Annotated in this window: 16 protein-coding genes and 1 pseudogene; 6 read left to right on the top strand and 11 right to left on the bottom strand. The window is 69.5% G+C overall.

What is annotated here, in order from left to right; genetic code table 11:
• Positions 1-17 precede the first annotated feature (17 nt).
• From A4R44_RS12785 to A4R44_RS12775, 3 genes are read right to left on the bottom strand one after another with little or no spacing between them, the layout of a single operon-like run.
• Positions 18-1,451: an APC family permease gene (locus tag A4R44_RS12785; RefSeq protein ID WP_067579499.1), complete on the bottom strand. Its 1,434-nt coding sequence runs from the start codon at positions 1,449-1,451 to the stop codon at positions 18-20.
• A 40-nt stretch (positions 1,452-1,491) separates the two neighbouring features.
• Positions 1,492-2,145: a response regulator transcription factor gene (locus A4R44_RS12780; protein ID WP_067579496.1), complete on the bottom strand. Its 654-nt coding sequence runs from the start codon at positions 2,143-2,145 to the stop codon at positions 1,492-1,494.
• Positions 2,142-3,356: a sensor histidine kinase gene (locus A4R44_RS12775; RefSeq protein WP_232791581.1), complete on the bottom strand. Its 1,215-nt coding sequence runs from the start codon at positions 3,354-3,356 to the stop codon at positions 2,142-2,144. Before A4R44_RS12775 ends, A4R44_RS12780 begins: the two co-directional genes overlap by 4 nt.
• A gap of 90 nt (positions 3,357-3,446) precedes the next feature.
• Here A4R44_RS12775 and A4R44_RS12770 point away from each other — a divergent pair, with 90 nt between their 5' ends.
• From A4R44_RS12770 to A4R44_RS12755, 4 genes are read left to right on the top strand one after another with little or no spacing between them, the layout of a single operon-like run.
• Positions 3,447-4,016, top strand: coding sequence for a hypothetical protein (locus tag A4R44_RS12770; protein WP_067579494.1), 570 nt, complete (start codon positions 3,447-3,449; stop codon positions 4,014-4,016).
• A complete protein-coding gene (locus A4R44_RS12765; protein WP_067579491.1) occupies positions 4,013-4,216 on the top strand; it encodes a hypothetical protein in 204 nt (67 codons plus the stop codon). Before A4R44_RS12770 ends, A4R44_RS12765 begins: the two co-directional genes overlap by 4 nt.
• Positions 4,217-4,226: 10 nt before the next feature.
• Positions 4,227-4,604 carry a hypothetical protein gene (locus A4R44_RS12760; RefSeq protein WP_067579489.1) on the top strand — a complete coding sequence of 126 codons (378 nt, stop codon included), beginning with the start codon at positions 4,227-4,229 and terminating at the stop codon, positions 4,602-4,604.
• Between the two features lie 21 nt (positions 4,605-4,625).
• Positions 4,626-5,603: a phosphotransferase family protein gene (locus tag A4R44_RS12755; protein WP_067579487.1), complete on the top strand. Its 978-nt coding sequence runs from the start codon at positions 4,626-4,628 to the stop codon at positions 5,601-5,603.
• Between the two features lie 99 nt (positions 5,604-5,702).
• Here the strand turns inward: A4R44_RS12755 and A4R44_RS12750 are convergent, their stop codons facing one another.
• The 7 genes and pseudogenes from A4R44_RS12750 to ppgK form a co-directional block, all read right to left on the bottom strand.
• Positions 5,703-6,638 (bottom strand): DUF3592 domain-containing protein, encoded by a 936-nt coding sequence (locus tag A4R44_RS12750; protein WP_067579485.1) that lies wholly within the window; start codon positions 6,636-6,638, stop codon positions 5,703-5,705.
• An 81-nt stretch (positions 6,639-6,719) separates the two neighbouring features.
• Entirely contained in the window at positions 6,720-8,411 is a 1,692-nt protein-coding gene (locus A4R44_RS12745) for an ABC transporter family substrate-binding protein (RefSeq protein WP_067579483.1), read from the bottom strand.
• Between the two features lie 40 nt (positions 8,412-8,451).
• Positions 8,452-10,584 carry an ABC transporter ATP-binding protein gene (locus A4R44_RS12740; RefSeq protein ID WP_067579481.1) on the bottom strand — a complete coding sequence of 711 codons (2,133 nt, stop codon included), beginning with the start codon at positions 10,582-10,584 and terminating at the stop codon, positions 8,452-8,454.
• Positions 10,581-11,594 (bottom strand): ABC transporter permease, encoded by a 1,014-nt coding sequence (locus A4R44_RS12735; RefSeq protein WP_067579479.1) that lies wholly within the window; start codon positions 11,592-11,594, stop codon positions 10,581-10,583. Before A4R44_RS12735 ends, A4R44_RS12740 begins: the two co-directional genes overlap by 4 nt.
• Positions 11,594-12,571, bottom strand: coding sequence for an ABC transporter permease (locus A4R44_RS12730; RefSeq protein WP_067579476.1), 978 nt, complete (start codon positions 12,569-12,571; stop codon positions 11,594-11,596). Before A4R44_RS12730 ends, A4R44_RS12735 begins: the two co-directional genes overlap by 1 nt.
• A 615-nt stretch (positions 12,572-13,186) precedes the next feature.
• Positions 13,187-14,617 carry an RNA polymerase sigma factor gene (locus tag A4R44_RS12725; protein ID WP_067579474.1) on the bottom strand — a complete coding sequence of 477 codons (1,431 nt, stop codon included), beginning with the start codon at positions 14,615-14,617 and terminating at the stop codon, positions 13,187-13,189.
• Between the two features lie 222 nt (positions 14,618-14,839).
• A pseudogene (gene ppgK / locus A4R44_RS12720) lies at positions 14,840-15,609 on the bottom strand (polyphosphate--glucose phosphotransferase).
• A gap of 64 nt (positions 15,610-15,673) precedes the next feature.
• On the opposite strand from ppgK, the gene A4R44_RS12715 reads away from it, so the two are divergent.
• Positions 15,674-16,501 carry an inositol monophosphatase family protein gene (locus tag A4R44_RS12715; protein ID WP_067579471.1) on the top strand — a complete coding sequence of 276 codons (828 nt, stop codon included), beginning with the start codon at positions 15,674-15,676 and terminating at the stop codon, positions 16,499-16,501.
• Positions 16,502-16,538: 37 nt separating this feature from the next.
• On the opposite strand, the gene cei is transcribed toward A4R44_RS12715, so the two are convergent.
• Positions 16,539-17,222, bottom strand: coding sequence for an envelope integrity protein Cei (gene cei, locus A4R44_RS12710; RefSeq protein ID WP_067579469.1), 684 nt, complete (start codon positions 17,220-17,222; stop codon positions 16,539-16,541).
• Between the two features lie 509 nt (positions 17,223-17,731).
• Between cei and A4R44_RS12705 the strand changes: the two genes are divergently transcribed.
• The gene (locus A4R44_RS12705; RefSeq protein ID WP_013224476.1) at positions 17,732-18,040 is read left to right on the top strand and encodes a DUF4193 domain-containing protein; all 309 of its coding nucleotides are present in this window, start codon (positions 17,732-17,734) and stop codon (positions 18,038-18,040) included.
• Positions 18,041-18,266 lie beyond the last annotated feature (226 nt).

Here is an 18,266-nt window from a genome sequence, read left to right as displayed (position 1 = left end):
CTGGCAGTGGCCTGAACCTACTTGGCGAAGCGGGAGTGCTTGCGGCCGTAGAAGAAGTAGATCAGCAGGCCGATCACGAGCCACGCGGCGAACCGGAGCCAGGTCATCACGTCGAGGTTCAGCATCAGGTAGAAGCACGCCACCGCGGCGATGATCGGCACCACCGGCGAGAACGGCACGGTGAACGGCCGCTTCAGGTCCGGGCGGCGTTTGCGCAGCACCGGCACCGCGATCGCGACGATGATCATCGCCGACAGCGCGCCGATGCTGACCATGTCGGCCAGCGCCGAGATCGGCACGAACGCCGCCAGCACGGCGATCAGCGCGGCCCCGCCGATGGTCATCCGGTGCGGCGTGCCCCAGCGCGGGTGCGCCGTGCCGATCGCCTTGGGCAGCAGGCCGTCGCGGCCCATCGCGAAGCCGATCCGGCCGATCGTGACCAGTTCGACCATCATCACCGACGTCAGCCCGGTGACCGCGCCCAGCGAGATCAGCGCGCCGACCCAATGCTGGCCGACCCGGTCGAACGCGTCCGCGAGCGGCGCGCCGGAGTCGATGTCGGTGTAGTGGACCATGCCGGTGAGCACGATCGAGACGCCGATGTAGAGGACCGCGCACACGGCCAGCGCGCCGAGGATGCCGACGCGGAGGTCCTTGCGCGGGTTGATGGTCTCCTCGCCGAGGTTGGCGAGCGCTTCGAAGCCGGTGTAGGCGAAGAACACGACGGCCGCTGCGGTGACCATGCCGGCGATGCCGTACACCGACTGCTCGAGCCCGAGCGCGGCCTGGACCACTGGCTGGTGCAACGCGTTCGCGCTGCTCGACGGCGGCTGCGCGGGCGGGATGAACGGGGTGAGGTTCGAGCCCTTCACGAAGAACACGCCGACGGCGAGGATGAGCACGCAGACCGCGACCTTGACGAGCACCAGGAGGTTCGTGAGCCACGACGACTCCTTGATGCCGACCACGGCCACGACCGTCAGCACCGCGATGATCAGCACCGCGCCGACGTTGACCGTCGCGCTCTCGCCGAACCAGTCCGGCGACAGCCCGAGCAGGTTCGCGAGATAGCCGGACCAGCTGCGCGACACGACGGCCGCACCGAGCGCGAACTCCAGCAGCAGGTCCCAGCCGATGATCCAGGCGAAGACCTCGCCGAGGGTGGCGAAGGCGTAGGTGTAGGCGCTGCCCGCGGTCGGCACGCTGGAGGCCAGTTCGGCGTAGCAGAGCGCGGCGAGGCCAGCGACCACCGCACCGATCACGAACGACAGCGTGACCGACGGCCCGGCGTGCGTCTTCGCCTCGACCCCGGCGAGGGTGAAGATCCCGGTGCCGATGATGATGCCGACGCCGAACCCGACCAGGTCGCGCCCTCTGAGCCGCCGCTTCAGCTCGCCGGATTCCTGTCGCTTGAGGACTTCGTCGACGTCGAGAGTTCTCCGCTCACCCATGGGGGAACGTTAGAAGGTCGCGCGCGGATGCGCAGAACGGTCAGCCGGGTGGCTCAATGCCATGGTCTTGGGCGAGGATCGCGGCCTGCACCCGGGAGCGCAGGCCGAGCTTGGCGAGCACCCGGGACACGTGCGTTTTCACCGTCGCCTCGCCGATGTGCAGCCGGGCGCCGATTTCGGCGTTCGAGAGCCCGGCGCCGAGGCAGCCCAGCACCTCGCGCTCGCGTTCGGTGAGGTCCGCGAGCCCGGTCGGCGCGGGCGAGCGCTCGGCCGGGGTGCTGGCGAACGCGGCGATCAGCCGTTTCGTGACCTGCGGGGCGAGCACGCCCTCGCCCGCCGCGACCAGCCGGACGGCCTCGATCAGCCGCGGTGCCTCCACCGATTTCAGCAGGAATCCGGCGGCCCCGGCGCGCAGCGCGGCGTGCACGTATTCGTCGAGGTCGAAGGTGGTGAGGACGAGGACTTCGGCGAGCCCCTCGGCGATCAGCCCGCGGGTGGCGGTGATGCCGTCGGTGCCGGGCATCCGGACGTCCATCAGCACGACGTCCGGCCGCAGCGCGCGGGCCTGGCGCAGCGCGACCTCGCCGTCGGCGGCTTCGCCGACCACCTCGATGCCCTCGGCGTTGCCGAGGATGAGCGCGAGCCCGGCGCGGATGGCGCCGTGGTCGTCGGCGACGAGGACTCGGATGGTCATGAGGGTTCTCCGGCGAGGGGAAGTTCGGCCTGGACGAGCCAGCGCGGCCCGGACGGACCCGCTCGCAAGGTGCCGCCGACGGCGTGCGCGCGCTCGCGCATGCTCAGCAGACCGTGCCCGCCGCTGCCGGACTGGGTCGGCGCGCCGAGCAGTTCATTGCCGATTTCGACGGTCAGCGTGCTGTCGGCCGCTCGAAGCCGCACGCTCACCCGGCCGCCCGGCGCGTGTTTGACCGCGTTCGTCAGCGACTCCTGCGCGATCCGGTAGGCGGTCAGGTCGACCGCGGTCGGCACCGCGAGTTCTTCGTCCACAGTGGAATCCACGGTCACCGTCATGCCCGCCGCGCGCGCCGATTCCACCAGCCTGGCCAGTTCGGCCAGCCGGGCCGGAGCGGTCACCTCGTGCTCCGCGGATTCCGAGCGCAGCAGGCCGATCATCGCGCGCATTTCTTCCAGCGCGCGCACGCTGTTCTCCCGCACTGCGACGAGGACGGTCTGCGCGGTCTTCGGATCGTCCGCCATGGACAGTGCCGCCTCCGACTGGATGGCGATCGCCGACAGATGCCCGGCGACGACGTCGTGCAGGTCGCGGGCCATCCGCGCGCGTTCGGCGGTCACCGCCGCCCGCCGGTCCAGCGCGGCGATCGTCGCGAGCTGGTCGGCGTTGGCGCGTTCGGACGCCGCGATATCGCTCTGCTGGCGCACATTCGCGCCCCACCACACCGGGACCAGCAGGAACGACAGCATGCTGAACGCGCCCAGGGCCGCCGCCCGCCAGCCCGCCGCGGCCAGGAACGCGAACAGCACGGCGAGCGTGCCGGCGGCGGTCACGCCGACCAGCACCCGGGTCGTCCGGCGGGAGCCGTGCAGCATCGCGGAGTACAGGAAATCCGTGTACGCGATGACGATCGGCAGCGACAGGCCCAGCGCGACGTCGACACCGACGATTCCGGTGGCGGCCAGCAGCCCCCACGGTACTTTCCGGCGCAGGAACGCGGCGAGGCACATCGCGCCGAGTTCGGCGAACCGGATCCAGAGCGGGACCGGGTCGCCGTTCGGCAGCAGACGATGGCTGCCGGCGAGGTACAGCATCGTGCCGCCGGCGAACACCGCGAGCGCGACGAGGCCGTTCTGCTGCCACGGCGGCAGTTCGCGCGGCCGGGGGAGGGCCGAGCGGAGGTCTCGCAGGCGCACCCGACCATGACAGCACACCGCGGCGGCCCGGTCGTCCTACGAAATGATGACCCCCGATCGTGCCGTCCGCTGACGCGCGCGGCCGCCCGCGCCCGCGACAGTGGAGCCATGGACGAGCTTGTGAACAGCCCGATGACCGCCGCCATCGTGGCGTGCGAGATCGGGTTCTGGGTCTTCATCGCGGCCGGGCTGCTGACCCGGTACGCGCTGCGCAAGCAGAAGGCCAGCACCGTGCTGCTGGCGCTGGTGCCCGCGGTCGACCTGGTGCTGCTGGTGATCACGGTGATCGACCTGATGAACGGCGCGAAGCCGAACCTCACGCACGGGCTGGCCGCGGTGTACCTGGGCTTCTCGGTGGTCTTCGGGCCGTCGATGGTGGAGTGGGCCGACGTGCGGTTCGCGCACCGGTTCGCCGGCGGGCCGCGTCCGGAGAAGCTGTACGGACGCGCGAAGGTCCGCAAGGAATGGCGCGAATGGGGCAAATGCGTGCTGGCGTCCGCGATCAGCGCCGGGCTGCTGCTGCTCGCGATCCTGGTGGTCGGCAAGCCGGGCCACGTCGAGCCGCTGTGGGGCTGGCTGCCGCGGCTGGGCACGCTCACCGGACTGTGGTTCGTCTTCGGGCCGTTGTGGCAGGAGATTTTCGGTTCCTCAGCGCCGAAAAAGGAGGCGTCGCGATGATCGAGCTGATCGGCGTTCTCCTGGTGGTGCAGGGCGCGGGCGGGCTGATCAACCGGATCGCCGGATCCAGGCACCCGAGCTGGTTCCTGCAGTTGCAGGTGCTGCCGCCGCAGCTGCACGTGATCGCCAGTATCGTCCTGCTCGGCGCGGGTGTGGCGGTGCTGTTCGCGAACCGGGCGCGCAACCGCCGCCGCGGCTAAACTCGGGAGCATGGCGGCCGGTCCGGTTCTGCTGTTCGCCGTGGTCAGCGTGGCACCCTCGGCGTTGTTCTGGGCTGCCCTCCGCCTTCCGGCGGCCTACCGCTGGCTGCGTCGGCGACGCGCCGGTCCCGCACCGTCCGAACCGCCGGTAGAGCAGGTGGCCGCCGACCTGCGCCGGGTACGCCGGACGCTCGCGCAGCTTCCCTCGGGAACGCCCGCCGCGCGCCGGATCGGCACCCGGCAGGCATACGACGAACTGCTCGTCACCGCCTGCCGCGAGATCGGCGTCGAACACCGGCTCGACGGAGTGCGCGAGGGCGCCGACCGGGACCTCGAACGGCTGCGGATCGAGGATTCGCTGAGCCGTAAAGGATTCGTGCTGTCCTGAACGGAGTGCCAAGATGCACCGGTGGACTTCCAGCCTCAAGACCGGCCCTCGGACGCGTTCCAGCAACCCCTCTCCGCCGACCAGATCGAACTGCTCTGCCGTCGTGCGCTCGGCAGCAGTGTGCGGTCCGCCGTCGAAATCGGATGGGGCGGGTACAACAACACCTACCGGGTGGAGCTGGCCGACGGCCCGGCGATCCTGCGCGTCGCCCCGGAACCGGCGCGCCAGACCCGGATCGAGCCCCAGTTCATGCGCAACGAATACCTTGCCGCGCCGTACTTCGCGCCGATCTCGCCGCTGATGCCGCGCACGCTCGCCGCCGACTTCACCCACCAGGTCATCGGCCGCGATTACGTGCTGCAGGCCGTTCTCCCCGGAGCGCCCGGACCGGAAATCCTCGCTGGCTTCGAGCCGCGGGAGCGGACGCCGTACTTCCATCAGCTCGGCGAAATCACCCGCACCGTCCACGACGTGCGCGGGCCCGGCTTCGGCCTCGTGGCCGGACCGCATTTCGCGACCTGGAGCGAAGCGCTGATCGCGTACTTCGAGGACAACGCCGCTGACGTCGAAGACCTCGGCCTCGACGGAGCGGACTTGCGCGCGGTGGCCGCTTGGGCGAGGCGCGACGCCGCGCTGCTCGACGAGATCACCGAACCGCGCCTGCTGCACGGGGACCTGTGGCACGTGAACGTGATGCTGACCCCGGAACTGGAGATCGTCGGAGTCTTCGACCACGACCGCAGCTGGTGGGGCGACCCGGCGGCGGACTGGACGATCCGCATGGCGTCAGCGAAGACGGGCTCGAAGCGGGACTCGTTCTGGGACACCTACGGCCGGCCGGACGCATCCCCGCCGGCGCGGCGGCGGGCGTTGTACTACGAAGCCCGCCACCTCGGCGCGGTGCGGTTGGAGCGGTACCGGCTCGGCAAGGAGGGCAAGGTCGAGGAGTCGTATCCGGAGCTGGCGGAGATCCTGGCGGCGCTGGAGTCCGGAGCCTGACCTGCCCGCAAACGTTCCCGGGGTTTCCCCGCAGCCGTGATGTGCGACCCCCCGCTGCGGCTTGAGCTGATCGCGGGGGCGGCGACGCGAGCGCTGGAGTCAGAGGGACGGGTCGGAGCCGCGCAGCGCGGCCCACCAGAACCCGAACGCGGCGATCAGCACGCTGACGGTCAGCCAGCCCGCGAAACCGCTGCCGTCGACCAGCGCCCAAAACGCGCCCACGACCGGAGCGACCGCCAGCACCGGCAGGTCAGCACGGAACTGCCGCGCAAGCCGCACCGGCGTGGCCGCGGCGAGTGTGCGTTGCTCGTCCGGCTCGGAAGGGTTGTCCAGCCGGCGGCCGCGAGGTTCGCCAGTGCGCACCGAGCCCGCCGGGTACAGCACCTCGCCGTCGAGACGGACGGCGACGTGGCGGTCCGTGCGCAGGTCGCCCAGCACTTCGACGCGCGAAGGCGATGGCAGGCCGATCAGCGTCGGCGAGAAGTACACCGGGATCCACCGCGGCGTGGCGGTGTCGGTCTCCAGCCACGACCGCGTCAGCAGCCCGCGCTGCACCTTCACCCGCCGCATCAGCACCGAAGTACCCGCCTTGCGTCGCGAAGGCTGCACGAACCGCGTGAAGAGCAGGAATCCGTTCACCGCGAGCATCGCGAGCACCGCGACCACCGTGACCGTCGCGTACGTCGAGGCGCGGTCGGCGGTCACCAATGCCGAAGCACCGGTCGTGACCGCGCGCGAAGGGGCTGACGGGTCGTAGCGAACCGGAACTTTCGTGCCCGGCGGAGGGGGAGTGGTGTCCAGTTCGACCGCCGCGTTCGCTTCCGGCTGGTTCGGCACCGGGAACCGCACCGTGACCGTGCTGCCGTCGACCCGGGCGACGATCCCGGCCGCGGTCGCTGTCAGTCCCTGCAGCCGCTGCCGGGTGCTGTTGAACTCCAGCAGCTGCACCACGAACACCGCGGCGCACGCGAGGAGCACGACCGCACTCGTCACCAGGATGTGCCGAACCGGCCGCAATTGCAGGAACTTCCGCACAGGGATCACCTTAACTGTCCACAAAGGAAGGAGCGGCGCGGGGAGTCCGCGCCGCTCCTTCGTTTCCCGCTGGGGGGAGGATTACTTCACGAACCCGATCTTGGTGTAGTCGTACGGGTTGTTCGCGTAGCCCGGCGAACCGAAGTTGCCCAGCGTCTTGCGAACGGCGAAGGCACCGGTCGACTGGAAGATCGGAAGCTGGTGGCCCAGCGCCCAGATCTCCTTGTCCGCGGCGTTGATGTCCGCGGCCCGCTTCGTGTCGTCCAGTTCCTGCGCGGCGGTGTCCAGCAGCTGGTTCAGCTTGTCGCTGCCGATGTGCCCGTAGTTCTGGTTGATGTTCTTCGGGTCGAGGTAGTAGATGCCCTTGCTGCCGCCGATCGGGAACGAGTTCGAGATCCAGCGGAACAGCGTGAGGTCGAAGTTGCCGACGTTCACGTAGTTCTTGAAGAACTCCGCCGACGGGACCGCCACGATGTCGATGCCCACGCCGATCGCCTTCATCTGCGACTGCAGGATCTGGCCGGTCTGCTGGCTGATCGGGGTGCCCGACGGGATCACCAGGCGCAGCTTCAGCTGCTTGCCGTCCTTGGCGCGCAGGTCGCCGGACTGCTTCCAGCCGAGCTTGTCCAGCTCCGCCTTGGCCGCGTTCACGTCGAACTTGTACTGGCCGCTGTTGTCCTCGTAGGTCTTGGAGCCCTTGAGGTAGAGGTGGTTGCCCAGCGGCGTGGTGTCCTTCTGCATCTGGCCGAGGATCGACTTCGAGATGGTCACCGTGTCGACGCCGCGCATGACCGCCAGCCGCAGGTCCTTGTCCGCGAGGATCGAGGACGAGGCGCCGTTGAGCGTCATGTGCGTGTAGTCGGGGTAGGTCGACTGGCGCACGACCGCGTTCGGGTCGGACTGGGCCCGCTTGAACGCGTTGATGTCGTTGTTCAGGTTGTAGAAGTCGATCTGCCCGTTGGCGAACGCGTCCGCCAGCGCGGGACGGTCCACGACCTTGTAGGTCACGGTGTCCAGCTTCGGCTTGTCGCCCCACCAGTTCGGGTCACGCTCGAACACCGCGGTCTTGGCGGTGTAGTCGACGTTCTTGATCTTGAACGGACCCGCGGTGATCTGCGCCTTCTGCGCCCAGCCCTTGTTGAAGGTGGTGGCGTCGGCCATCGCCTCCTTCGGGTACAGCGGCGAGAACAGCGACTTCCACTCCGCGAACTTCTTCGCGAAGGTGACCTTGACGTCGAGGTCGTCAGTGCCCTTCTCGACCTTGGCGATGTCCTCGTAGCCGGTGGTGCTGGAGACCTGGTAGGCGGTGTTCTTGCCGTTCAGCGCGGTGGTCATCGCGCTGAAGTCCTCCCAGGAGAACTGGCGTCCGTTGCTCCACTTGGCCTTCGGGTTGATCTTGTACTCGATGACCTGCGGGTCCTTGCTGACGATCTCGGCCGAGGTCAGGTAGTTCTTGTCCAGGCCGACCGTCGCGTCCGCGTTCTGCGGGAACGGGTAGGGCAGGATCGCGCCGAACATGTTCGCGCCGTCCAGGACCGTGCCGTCGACCTGGTAGTAGTTCCAGTTGTCCGGCAGCTGGTCGACCGGCCACTTGAAGTCGCCGCCGTCCTTCAGCTTGTCCAGCGGCTGCTCGTTGATGTCCGAGGTCTTGACGCCCGTGGTGCCTGCGTCCTGCAAACCCTTGTCGCCGCCGCCGCTGCCTCCGCCGCAAGCGGCGAGCAGGAGCCCCAGAGCGGCAACGGGGGCCACGATCGCGGCCATTCTCCGTCGCATGTGTTTACCTTCCTTCTTCTGGTGTGCCAACGGATCGTGGCTACACGACTTCGCGGGTTTTGGCGTAGTGGCACGCGACGTCGTGGTCCTGCGCGCGGGATTCGCGCGGAGGCTCGACATCGACGCACTTGCGCTTGTCCTCTTCGGACAGTTGCGAGAAGACGAAACACCGGGTGCGGAACCGGCAGCCCGACGGCGGATTCGCCGGGCTGGGCAGGTCGCCGGTGAGGATGATCCGGCCGCGCTCGCGTTCCTTGGCCGGGTCCGGGATCGGGATCGCGGACAGCAGCGCCTGCGTGTACGGGTGCTGCGGCGCCTCGAACACCGTGCGGACGTCGCCGATCTCCACGATCTTGCCGAGGTACATCACGGCCACGCGGTCGGCGATGTGCCGGACCACCGACAGGTCGTGCGCCACGAACAGGTACGACAGGCCCAGCTTGGCCTTCAGCTCGTCCAGCAGGTTGATCACGCCGGCCTGGATCGACACGTCGAGGGCGGACACCGGCTCGTCGAGCACGATCAGCTTCGGCTCCAGGGCGAGCGCCCGCGCGATGCCGATGCGCTGGCGCTGCCCGCCGGAGAACTCCGCCGGGTACCGGTCGGCGTGCTCGGGACGCAGCCCGACCAGCCCGAGCAGTTCCGGCACCCGCTGGTCGATGCGCTCCTTCGAGAACCCGTGCGTCACCATCGGCTCGGCGATGATGTCGCCGATCGGCAGCCGCGGGTCGAGCGCGGCCATCGGGTCCTGGAAGACCACCTGCAGGTCGCGGCGGATCGCCTTGCGGTCCTTGCCCGCGAGCTTCGCCACGTCCTTGCCGAGCACCGCGACCGAACCGTGCGCCGGGGCCGCCAGCTCAAGGATCTCCATCAGCGTGGTCGACTTGCCGCAGCCGGATTCGCCGACCAGGCCCAGGGTTTCGCCCTCGACGATGTCGAAGGTGATCCCGTCGACCGCGCGCACGACGCCGACCTTGCGCTTGAAGACAGTGCCCTTGCTGACCGCGTAGTGCTTCTGCAGGTCCTGCACGTCCAGCACGGTCGAGCGCTGGGTGCGCGGCAGGGACGCGACCGCGGCCTCCTCGATCACCTCCGCGCCGTAGACCTCGGCGGCGTCCGCTTCGGGACGGGCGAGTTCTTCGGTGCGGATGCAGGCGGCCCGGTGCGTCGTGTCGACCGGCGCGTTCGGGTTGCCCGGCGTGATCGTGAACAGCTCCGGCTCAGCCGTGCGGCAGGCGTCGATCGCGAGCGGGCAGCGCGGCGAGAACGGGCAGCCCCGCGGCAGGTTCACCAGCGACGGCGGCTGGCCCTCGATCGGCACCAGCGGCTGCTTCTCCCGCGCGTCGACGCGCGGGATCGAACCGAGCAGGCCCAGCGTGTACGGCATCCGCGGCTGGGCGTAGATCGTTTCGACCGGACCCTGCTCGACCGCGCGCCCGGCGTACATCACCATCAGCCGGTCGGCGAACCCGGCGACCACGCCGAGGTCGTGCGTGATGATCACGATGCCCGCGCCGGTGACCTCCTGCGCGGTCTTCAGCACCTCCAGCACCTGCGCCTGCACCGTCACGTCGAGCGCGGTGGTCGGCTCGTCGGCGATGATCAGGTCCGGGTCGTTGGCGATCGCGATGGCGATCACCGCGCGCTGGCGCATGCCGCCGGAGAACTCGTGCGGGAACGCCTTCGCCCGCGCCGCCGCGTTCGGGATGCCGACCAGGTCGAGCAGTTCGACCGCGCGGTTGTTCGCCTGCTGCTTGGTGATCGTGCCCCTGCCGTGTACCAGCAGCGCTTCGGCGATCTGCGCGCCGACGGTGTACACCGGGGTCAGCGCGGACAGCGGGTCCTGGAAGACCATCGAGATCTTCTTGCCGCGGATCTTCGACAATTCGGTGTCGGACTTGCCGATCAATTCGCTGTCCTGGAACCGGATCGAGCCCGACACGCGCGCCTGCGGCGGCAGCAGTCCCATCACCGCCAGCGACGACACCGACTTGCCCGAACCGGACTCGCCGACGATGCCGAGCACCTCGCCCGCGGCGACCTGGTAGTTCAGCCCGCGCACCGCGTGCACGCGGCCGGACTCGGACGGGAAGGACACTTCGAGGTCGGAAACCTCAAGCACGGTGCCAGTCGGCTTGCCCGTTTCCGCGCTCAGCTCGAGTGCGGCGCTCATGCTTCTGCTCCCACGGTCTGCGGCGAAGAAGAGGACGTTTTCGCTGTGTTTTCCTTGATCCGCTTGCGTTCCTTGCGCCGCGACCGGCTGGACGACGGGTCGAGCGCGTCGCGCAGGCCGTCGCCGACGAAGTTCACCGCGAGCACGGTGAACACCAGGAACCCGGCCGGGATGTAGAACAGCCACGGGAACGTGCGGACCGCGTCGGAGCCCGCCGAGATCAGCGTGCCCAGCGAAACGTCCGGCGCCTGCACGCCGAAGCCGAAGAACGACAGCGACGTCTCCATGATGATCGCGACACCGACGTTGATCGTCGCGTCGATGATCAGCAGCGAAGCCATGTTCGGCACGATGTGCTTGAAGATGATCCGCCACGGGGACTGGCCCATGAACTTGGCGGCCTTCACGAACTCGCGCTCGCGCAGCGTCAGCGTCATGCCGCGGACGATGCGGGCGGTGATCATCCACTGGAACAGGGCGATCAGGCCGACCAGGATCAGCCAGGTCTTGCCGCGGAAAGCGGGCGACAGGATCGAGATGATCAGGAACGGCGGCAGGATCAGCAGCAGGTCGACGACCCACATCGACACCCGGTCGGTCCAGCCGCCGAAGTACCCGGCCGCGGAGCCGACGATCGAGGCCACGCCGGTGGAGAACAGCGCGGCCAGCAGGCCGATGGTGAGCGACTTCTGCAGCCCGCGCATGGTCTGCGCGAACATGTCGCCGCCGATCTGGTTGGTGCCGAACCAGTGCGTGCCCTCCGGCGGCATCAGCGTCGAGGCCGGGTCGAGTTCGTCGTAGCCCCACGGCGAATACCAGCTGTAGGTGAACGCCAGCACGTAGAACAGCAGGATGACGACGAGCCCGGCCAGCGCCAGCTTGTTGCGGAAGAACCGGCGGGCGACGAGCCTGCCGCGGCTGGAGGACTTCCCGGTCTCCTGCCCGGTTTCCGTCTCGGTGGCGGCGACGGCCGAGTCGGCGAGGTCGGCCTCGTTCAATGGGGCGGCCATCAGATCCTCACCCTCGGGTCGAGCGCGGCGTAGAGCACGTCCGCGAGCCAGCCGGCGAGCAGCACGCAGATCGCGATGAACAGGGTCACGGTGGTGACGATGTTGGTGTCCTGCTTCTGGATGCCGGTCACCAGCCAGTCGCCCATGCCGTACCAGCCGAAGATCTTCTCGGTGAAGACGCCGCCGGTGATGAGCAGGCCGAAGCCGAACGCGAACAGCGTCGCCATCGGGATCAGCGCGGTGCGCAGGCCGTGCTTGAACAGCGCGCGCCTGCGGGTGAGGCCCTTGGCCTGCGCGGTGCGCAGGAAGTCCGAGCCGAGCACGTCGAGCATCGCCGAACGCTGGTAGCGGCTGTAGTAGGCGACCTGGGTCAGCACGATCGCCAGGGTCGGCACGATGATGTGCTGCAGCCGGTCGAGCAGGACGTCGCCGAAACCGCCGTCGACCGCGCCGCCCTCGCCCTGCACGATGAAGAACTGGTAGCCGTCGAGCAGGTTGTCGTTGACCGACTGCGCGCCCGCCTTGAGGATCGTGGCGATCACGAACACCGGCGTCGACAGCACCACGAAGGAGAACGTGGTGGCGATGTAGTCGCTGATCTTGTACTGCCGGATCGCGCTGATCACGCCGACCAGCACGCCGATGATGATGCCGATCGTGATCCCGAGCAGGAACAGCCGCAGGCTCACGCCCGCGCGGCGGAACAGTTCGTCGGTGATCGCCTGATCGGCGACGGTGCGGCCGAAGTCGCCCTGGAACACGCCGCCCAGCCAGGTGAAGAACCGGTGCGGGATCGCCTGGTCCAGGTGCAGTTCGGCGGCCTTGGCGTCGATGGTCGCCTGCGGAGCAGGCGGATTGCGCAGCTTGAGCGCGTCCAGCGGGCTGAACGACAGCGACGCCAAGGAGAACGCCGCGAAGGTCGCGACGAGGCACAGGGCGATGTAGTTGACGAGTCTGCGGAGGAGGAACCCGATCACAGTTGCCTCGCTTCACCGGGGCCGGAGGATCCGCTCCGCGCCGCCGGGCATCCCTGGCTCGCTCGCGATTGAGTTTTCGTCGAAAACACTGGGCGGTGCTGCCTTCCAATACTGACGCTCGTTGTGGGCGCAGCCTAATGGCGATCAGCCGGTGCGATCTTCGTTTTCAGGCAACCAAACAATCACGATTTTCGCGTTCGGGGGGAGAACAACCGACTTTAGCCCCTTGCCCGGGTCCCAGTGTCGCGGTGGGTGCGCGACCGTGCACCGGCGATGAGTGTTCCGGAACGGTTCCGGGGTTCCGGGTGAACGGTTGTGAACGGGAAACGGACACGTGCGCGACGCTCGCCGCTCCGAGGCTCCGCGAGCCGCACGTTCGGATGCACGTTCGCCCGCCGCGACGCACTGCGCGAATTACTCTTGCGGCGCAGCGTAATTCGCATCGGGACCCGGTGTCTCCGAGTTTTCCGGACTGGCCGGCGTCCACTGTGGTCAGACGAAGGAAGGATTTCGCGGAAATGCCGGGCCGATGCCGCGGGCGTCGTTGTCGGTAAAACGCAGAAACCCCGCCGCCGCGGAGTGCGGGGCGGGGTTTCTCGCGGGAACCGGAGAAGCTCAGTCCAGGTAGTCGCGCAGCACCTGCGAACGCGACGGGTGGCGCAGCTTCGACATCGTCTTCGACTCGATCTGCCGGATCCGCTCGCGCGTGACTCCGTAGACCTGGCCGATCTCGTCGAGGGTGCGCGGCTGGCCGTCGGTGAGGCCGAAGCGCAGCCGGACCACGCCCGCCTCGCGCTCGGACAGCGTCTGCAGCACCGACTGGAGCTGGTCCTGCAGCAGCGTGAACGACACCGCGTCGACCGCGACGACCGCCTCGGAGTCTTCGATGAAGTCGCCGAGCTGCGAATCGCCCTCGTCGCCGATGGTCTGGTCCAGCGAGATCGGCTCGCGCGCGTACTGCTGGATCTCCAGGACCTTCTCCGGCGAGATGTCCATTTCCTTGGCGAGCTCCTCGGGCGTCGGCTCGCGGCCGAGGTCCTGGAGGAGTTCGCGCTGTATGCGGCCGAGCTTGTTGATGACCTCGACCATGTGCACCGGGATGCGGATGGTGCGCGCCTGGTCGGCCATCGCGCGGGTGATCGCCTGGCGGATCCACCACGTGGCGTACGTGGAGAACTTGTAGCCCTTGGTGTAGTCGAACTTCTCCACCGCGCGGATCAGGCCGAGGTTGCCCTCCTGGATCAGGTCCAGGAACGCCATGCCGCGGCCGGTGTAGCGCTTGGCCAGCGACACCACGAGCCGGAGGTTCGCCTCCAGCAGGTGGTTCTTGGCCCGCTCGCCGTCGCGCACGATCCACTTGAGGTCGCGGCGCATCTGGGTGACGAGCTTCTCGCCCTCCTCCTCGGCGGTGCGCACGCGCTCGGCGGCGTAGAGCCCCGCCTCGATCCGCTTGGCGAGCTCCACCTCCTCCTCGGCGTTCAGCAGCGCGACCTTGCCGATCTGCTTGAGGTAGGCGCGGACCGAGTCGGCCGACGCGGTGAGCTCGGCGTCCTTGCGCGCCTGGCGCAGCGCCTCGGACTCCTCCTCGTCCCACACGAAGTCCGGGTTGTCCGAGGACTTGCCGCCCTTCTCGGCGGCGGTCGCGCGGCGGCGGGCGGCGGTGGACGTCGCGGCGCCCGCGGCCCCCTCGCTCGCTTCGGCCTCGTCCTCGGAGTCGTCGTCCTCGTCGTCGTCGGACGCGTCGTTGACCGTCTCGTCGACGACGTCGACCTCGACCTCTTCGAGATCGGACAGGTCCGGGCTGTCGAGTTCGGCCTCGTCGAGGTCGACCGGGCCGTCGGGATCGCCGTCGTCGGTCTTCGGGCCCTTCGCGGCGGCCTTCTTCGCCGGAGCCTTCTTGGCCGGAGTCTTCTTCGCGCCCGCCGTCTTCGCGGCGGTCTTGCGCGCCGGGGACTTCGCCGCTCCGGTGGCTGCCTCGTCGGCCGGCTCGCCGGCTTCGGTCGCTGTCTTCGTCCCGCTTCGGGTTGCGGTTCTTGCGGCTGCCACTTACGCCCTTTCGCAGCGGTCGATCATGACGAGCCGAGATGTCGCCACCTCAGCTGCCTCACATTCGGGGAACACGCCTCGGCCTGCGGTTTTGCCTCCGCAGCTCCTGCGCCGTGTTCCATTGTAACGACGCCGGCCCACTGCGTCGCGAAGCGATCACCCTCCGGCCCCCTTCCCGGCGCCTCGCGGCGACCGGTCCGAGACCCGGCGCGGACCGGCCGCTCAGTGCCCGGCGCCCTCCGCGGCGGCCGCGGCGGCCCCGACGATGCCCGCGTTGTTCTGCAGCGACGCGACGGCCACCGGCGTGCGGATGTCCAGCAGCGGCACCCACTTCTCGGCCTTCTTGCTGACGCCGCCGCCGACGATGAACAGGTCCGGCCAGATCAGGTTCTCCAGCACCGAGAGGTACCGGTGCACCCGCTTGGCCCACTGCGGATAGGACAGGCCCTCGTTGTCCTTCACCGAAGCGGCGGCGCGTTTTTCCGCGTCGTGGCCGTCGACCTCCAGATGGCCGAATTCGGTGTTGGGCACGAGCTTGCCGTCGTGGAACAGCGCGCTGCCGATGCCGGTGCCGAAGGTGAGCAGCGCGGTCACGCCGGTGCGCGCGGCCGCGTCGCCGAAGCGGATTTCGGCGAGGCCCGCGGCGTCGGCGTCGTTGAGCATCGTGACCTCCTCGACGCTCTTGCCGAGCCNCCGAGCCGCTTCGCGAAGAGCGTCTCGGCGTCCGTGCCGATCCACTTGTGGTCGATGTTGGCCGCGGTGTGCGCGGTGCCCCTCTTGACCACCGCGGGAAGCGTCACGCCGACCGGGCCGTCCCACTCCGCCGCCCGGACGATCTCGGCGACGACGTCCGCCACCGCGTCCGGCGTCGACGGCTGCGGCGTTTCGATCCGGTGCCGGTCCCCGATGAGCTGTCCCTGTTCCAAATCGACCAGCGCGCCTTTGATCCCGCTGCCGCCGATGTCGATTCCGAAACCTCGGGTCGCCGTCACTGACGTGGTCCCTTCTCGCACGATTCAGAAGTCTGCTGCGGAGACTTTAACCGGATGTGGTGACATGGCGGGCGTGGGAGTTGACGAGGCGATGCCGAACGACCTGAAGAACACCGCCGAGCAGATCGCGGTCGAGGCCGCGCACCTGGTCCGGACGGCGTGGGTGCGGATGCGGTCCGGCGGCGAGGTCGCGGTGGACACGAAGTCGGCGGAGACCGACGTGGTGACGGCGGTGGACCGGGAGTCGGAGGAACTGGTCCGCGCCCGGCTGGAGCGGATCCGGCCCGGGGAACCGGTGCTCGGCGAGGAGGGCGGGGGAGCCCTCGGCGGCGGGGTCACCTGGGTGGTCGACCCGATCGACGGGACCGTCAACTTCCTCTACGGGCTGCCGGCCTTCGCGGTGTCGATCGCGGCGCAGATCGACGGGGTGTCGGTCGCGGGAGCGGTCGTGGAGCCGGTGAGCGGCCGGCGCTGGACGGCCGTCCGCGGCGGCGGTGCGTGGCTCGACGGCGACCGGCTGTCGGTGTCCGCGGCGGACCGGCTGGACCTGGCGCTCGTCGGGATGGGGTTCTCCTACGCGCGGGACCGCCGGGTCCGGCAGGGCAGGCTGACCGCGGATCTGGTCGGGCAGGTGCGCGACATCCGCCGCCGGGGCGCGGCTTCGCTGGACCTGTGCGCGGTCGCGGCGGGGTGGCTGGACGGGTACTTCGAGCACGGTCTGCACCGCTGGGACTGGGCGGCCGGAGCGCTGATCGCGCGGGAGGCGGGCGCGACGGTGCTGCTGCCGGGCGAAGCGGCGGATCTGGGAGAGGACGCGACGTTCGCGGCGTCGCCGGGGATCGCGGCGGAACTGCGCGCGGCGTTGGCCGAGGGAGGCGCGGCGGAGGTGTGAACTGGCTCGGGAGTGCTGATCAGCACTCCCGAGGGGGTCAGCAGGTGACGGAGCGCGCCGAGGCCAGGAGCGTCTGATCGATCACCGGCGCGCCGGGGCCTGCGGACTGCTCGCTGCTGCCGCCGCCCTGGTGCGCCTGCGACCAGGCGGTGAGCTGCTTGAGGACCGTGACCGCCTCGGGCCGCGGCTGGACGTCGGTGAAGAGCTTGCCGGTGGCCAGGTCGACACTGGCGTCCTTGCGGGTGTCGTGGACCAGCTCCGCGCAGGGGACCACCAGGCTGACCGTGCGGGCCGCGGCGGCGCCGTTGTCGCCGTACCGGATCTGGCCGCGGCAGCGCGCGTCGCCCTTCGGGTAGGCCGGGTCGTTGCCGGGATCGCCGATCGCGGTGAAGCCGAGTTCGCGCAGCGCGTTGGTGGCGATGCTGCCCTGGCCGCGCGTGCTGCTGGCGTTGAGCACCTTCAGCGCGACCTTGTCCGGGGGCATCGGCGAACGGTCGTCCAAGCCGTTGTGCGGGACTGACGTGTAGGTGATTCCCGGCGGCGCCTTGGGCTCCGGGCTGCAGCGCACCGCCTCGTCGATGTCGCCGCGGCCGACCACGGCGTTGACCCAGACGAACACCGCGCCGAGCGCGAGCACGCCGATCACGATCAACGCGGGCAGCGGACGGTGCTTGCGATAAGGCCGCGCACCACGGTTACCCGCCCCGTTCCCCGACGCCACCTGCCCCGTCCCTTCCCCTCGCAGAACCGGCCGCGGTCGCCCCGCCGCGCCTCGCGGTAACCGCCAGCGTACGCACCGGCGTGGTAGCCGGTGAGCCTAGGCGCTGTTCGCGGCGCGCGGTGTCGCGGGTCACCTTCACCCGTTCCGCGTAATGCCCCTCCGGGGCGATCGCACCACGGACGGCTCCGCGCGGGCAAGCGGGCTCGGCGGCGAGGTGATGTTTACGACGGCGGGGCAACCCGAACGGAGGACAGGCGTCTCACCTGCGCGTTCCCCCTCCCGGGTGACGCTGGAGCGGCAATGTCCGACTCGGTGCGAGGCGCGCCCGGCGGTGAGCTACCCTTCCCGGGCTCCGGCCGCAGAACGAGGCCCGCCAGGCTGAGACCTGGGTCACTCGCGGGCCGGGCACAAACAGGGGCGCTGGAACGTTGACCAGCGGCACGACCGGTATCGGGCGCCTCCGGAACCGGTGCAGGACGACACGCTGAATCGCAGGGGTGAGGGACACCATGGCTACCGACTACGACGCTCCGCGCCGCAGCGAAGCCGACGAGCTGGCCGAAGACTCGTTGGAGGAGCTGAAGGCCCGGCGGAACGAGAACCAGTCCGGCGTCGTCGACGTCGACGAGGACGCGACCGCGGAGAACTTCGAACTTCCCGGCGCGGACCTTTCCGGGCTCTCCGGGGAAGACATGACCGTGAAGGTCGTGCCGAAGCAGGCGGACGAGTTCACCTGCTCGGTGTGCTTCCTGGTGCACCACCGGAGCAGGCTCGCCGAGGACAACGGCGGCAGGCTGATCTGCCGCGATTGCGCCTGACCTGGGATTTTCCAGGGCAGATCCAGGGGAGATTCACGGGGACAGCGTTTCGCGGTCGTGGGAAGACCGGGTAAGCACGGGGGTCGGCCGGTGTGGCCGGCCCCCTTACTCGTGTCGGGGGGGCGGGGGCGGCTCGTCGCCTGGGGCGACATTGCGCCCGGGTGGTCGCGTGGGGCACCCCGAAGCTTGAGTGTGCTGACGGTTCGGGGGTGCTTGTCAAGGCGGG

Origin of the sequence: Amycolatopsis sp. M39, from assembly GCF_001651785.1 — a bacterium.
Taxonomy (GTDB): domain Bacteria; phylum Actinomycetota; class Actinomycetes; order Mycobacteriales; family Pseudonocardiaceae; genus Amycolatopsis; species Amycolatopsis rubida.
The sequence above is the reverse complement of the archived record's forward strand: the minus strand, read 5'-3'. Positions and strand labels throughout refer to the sequence as shown.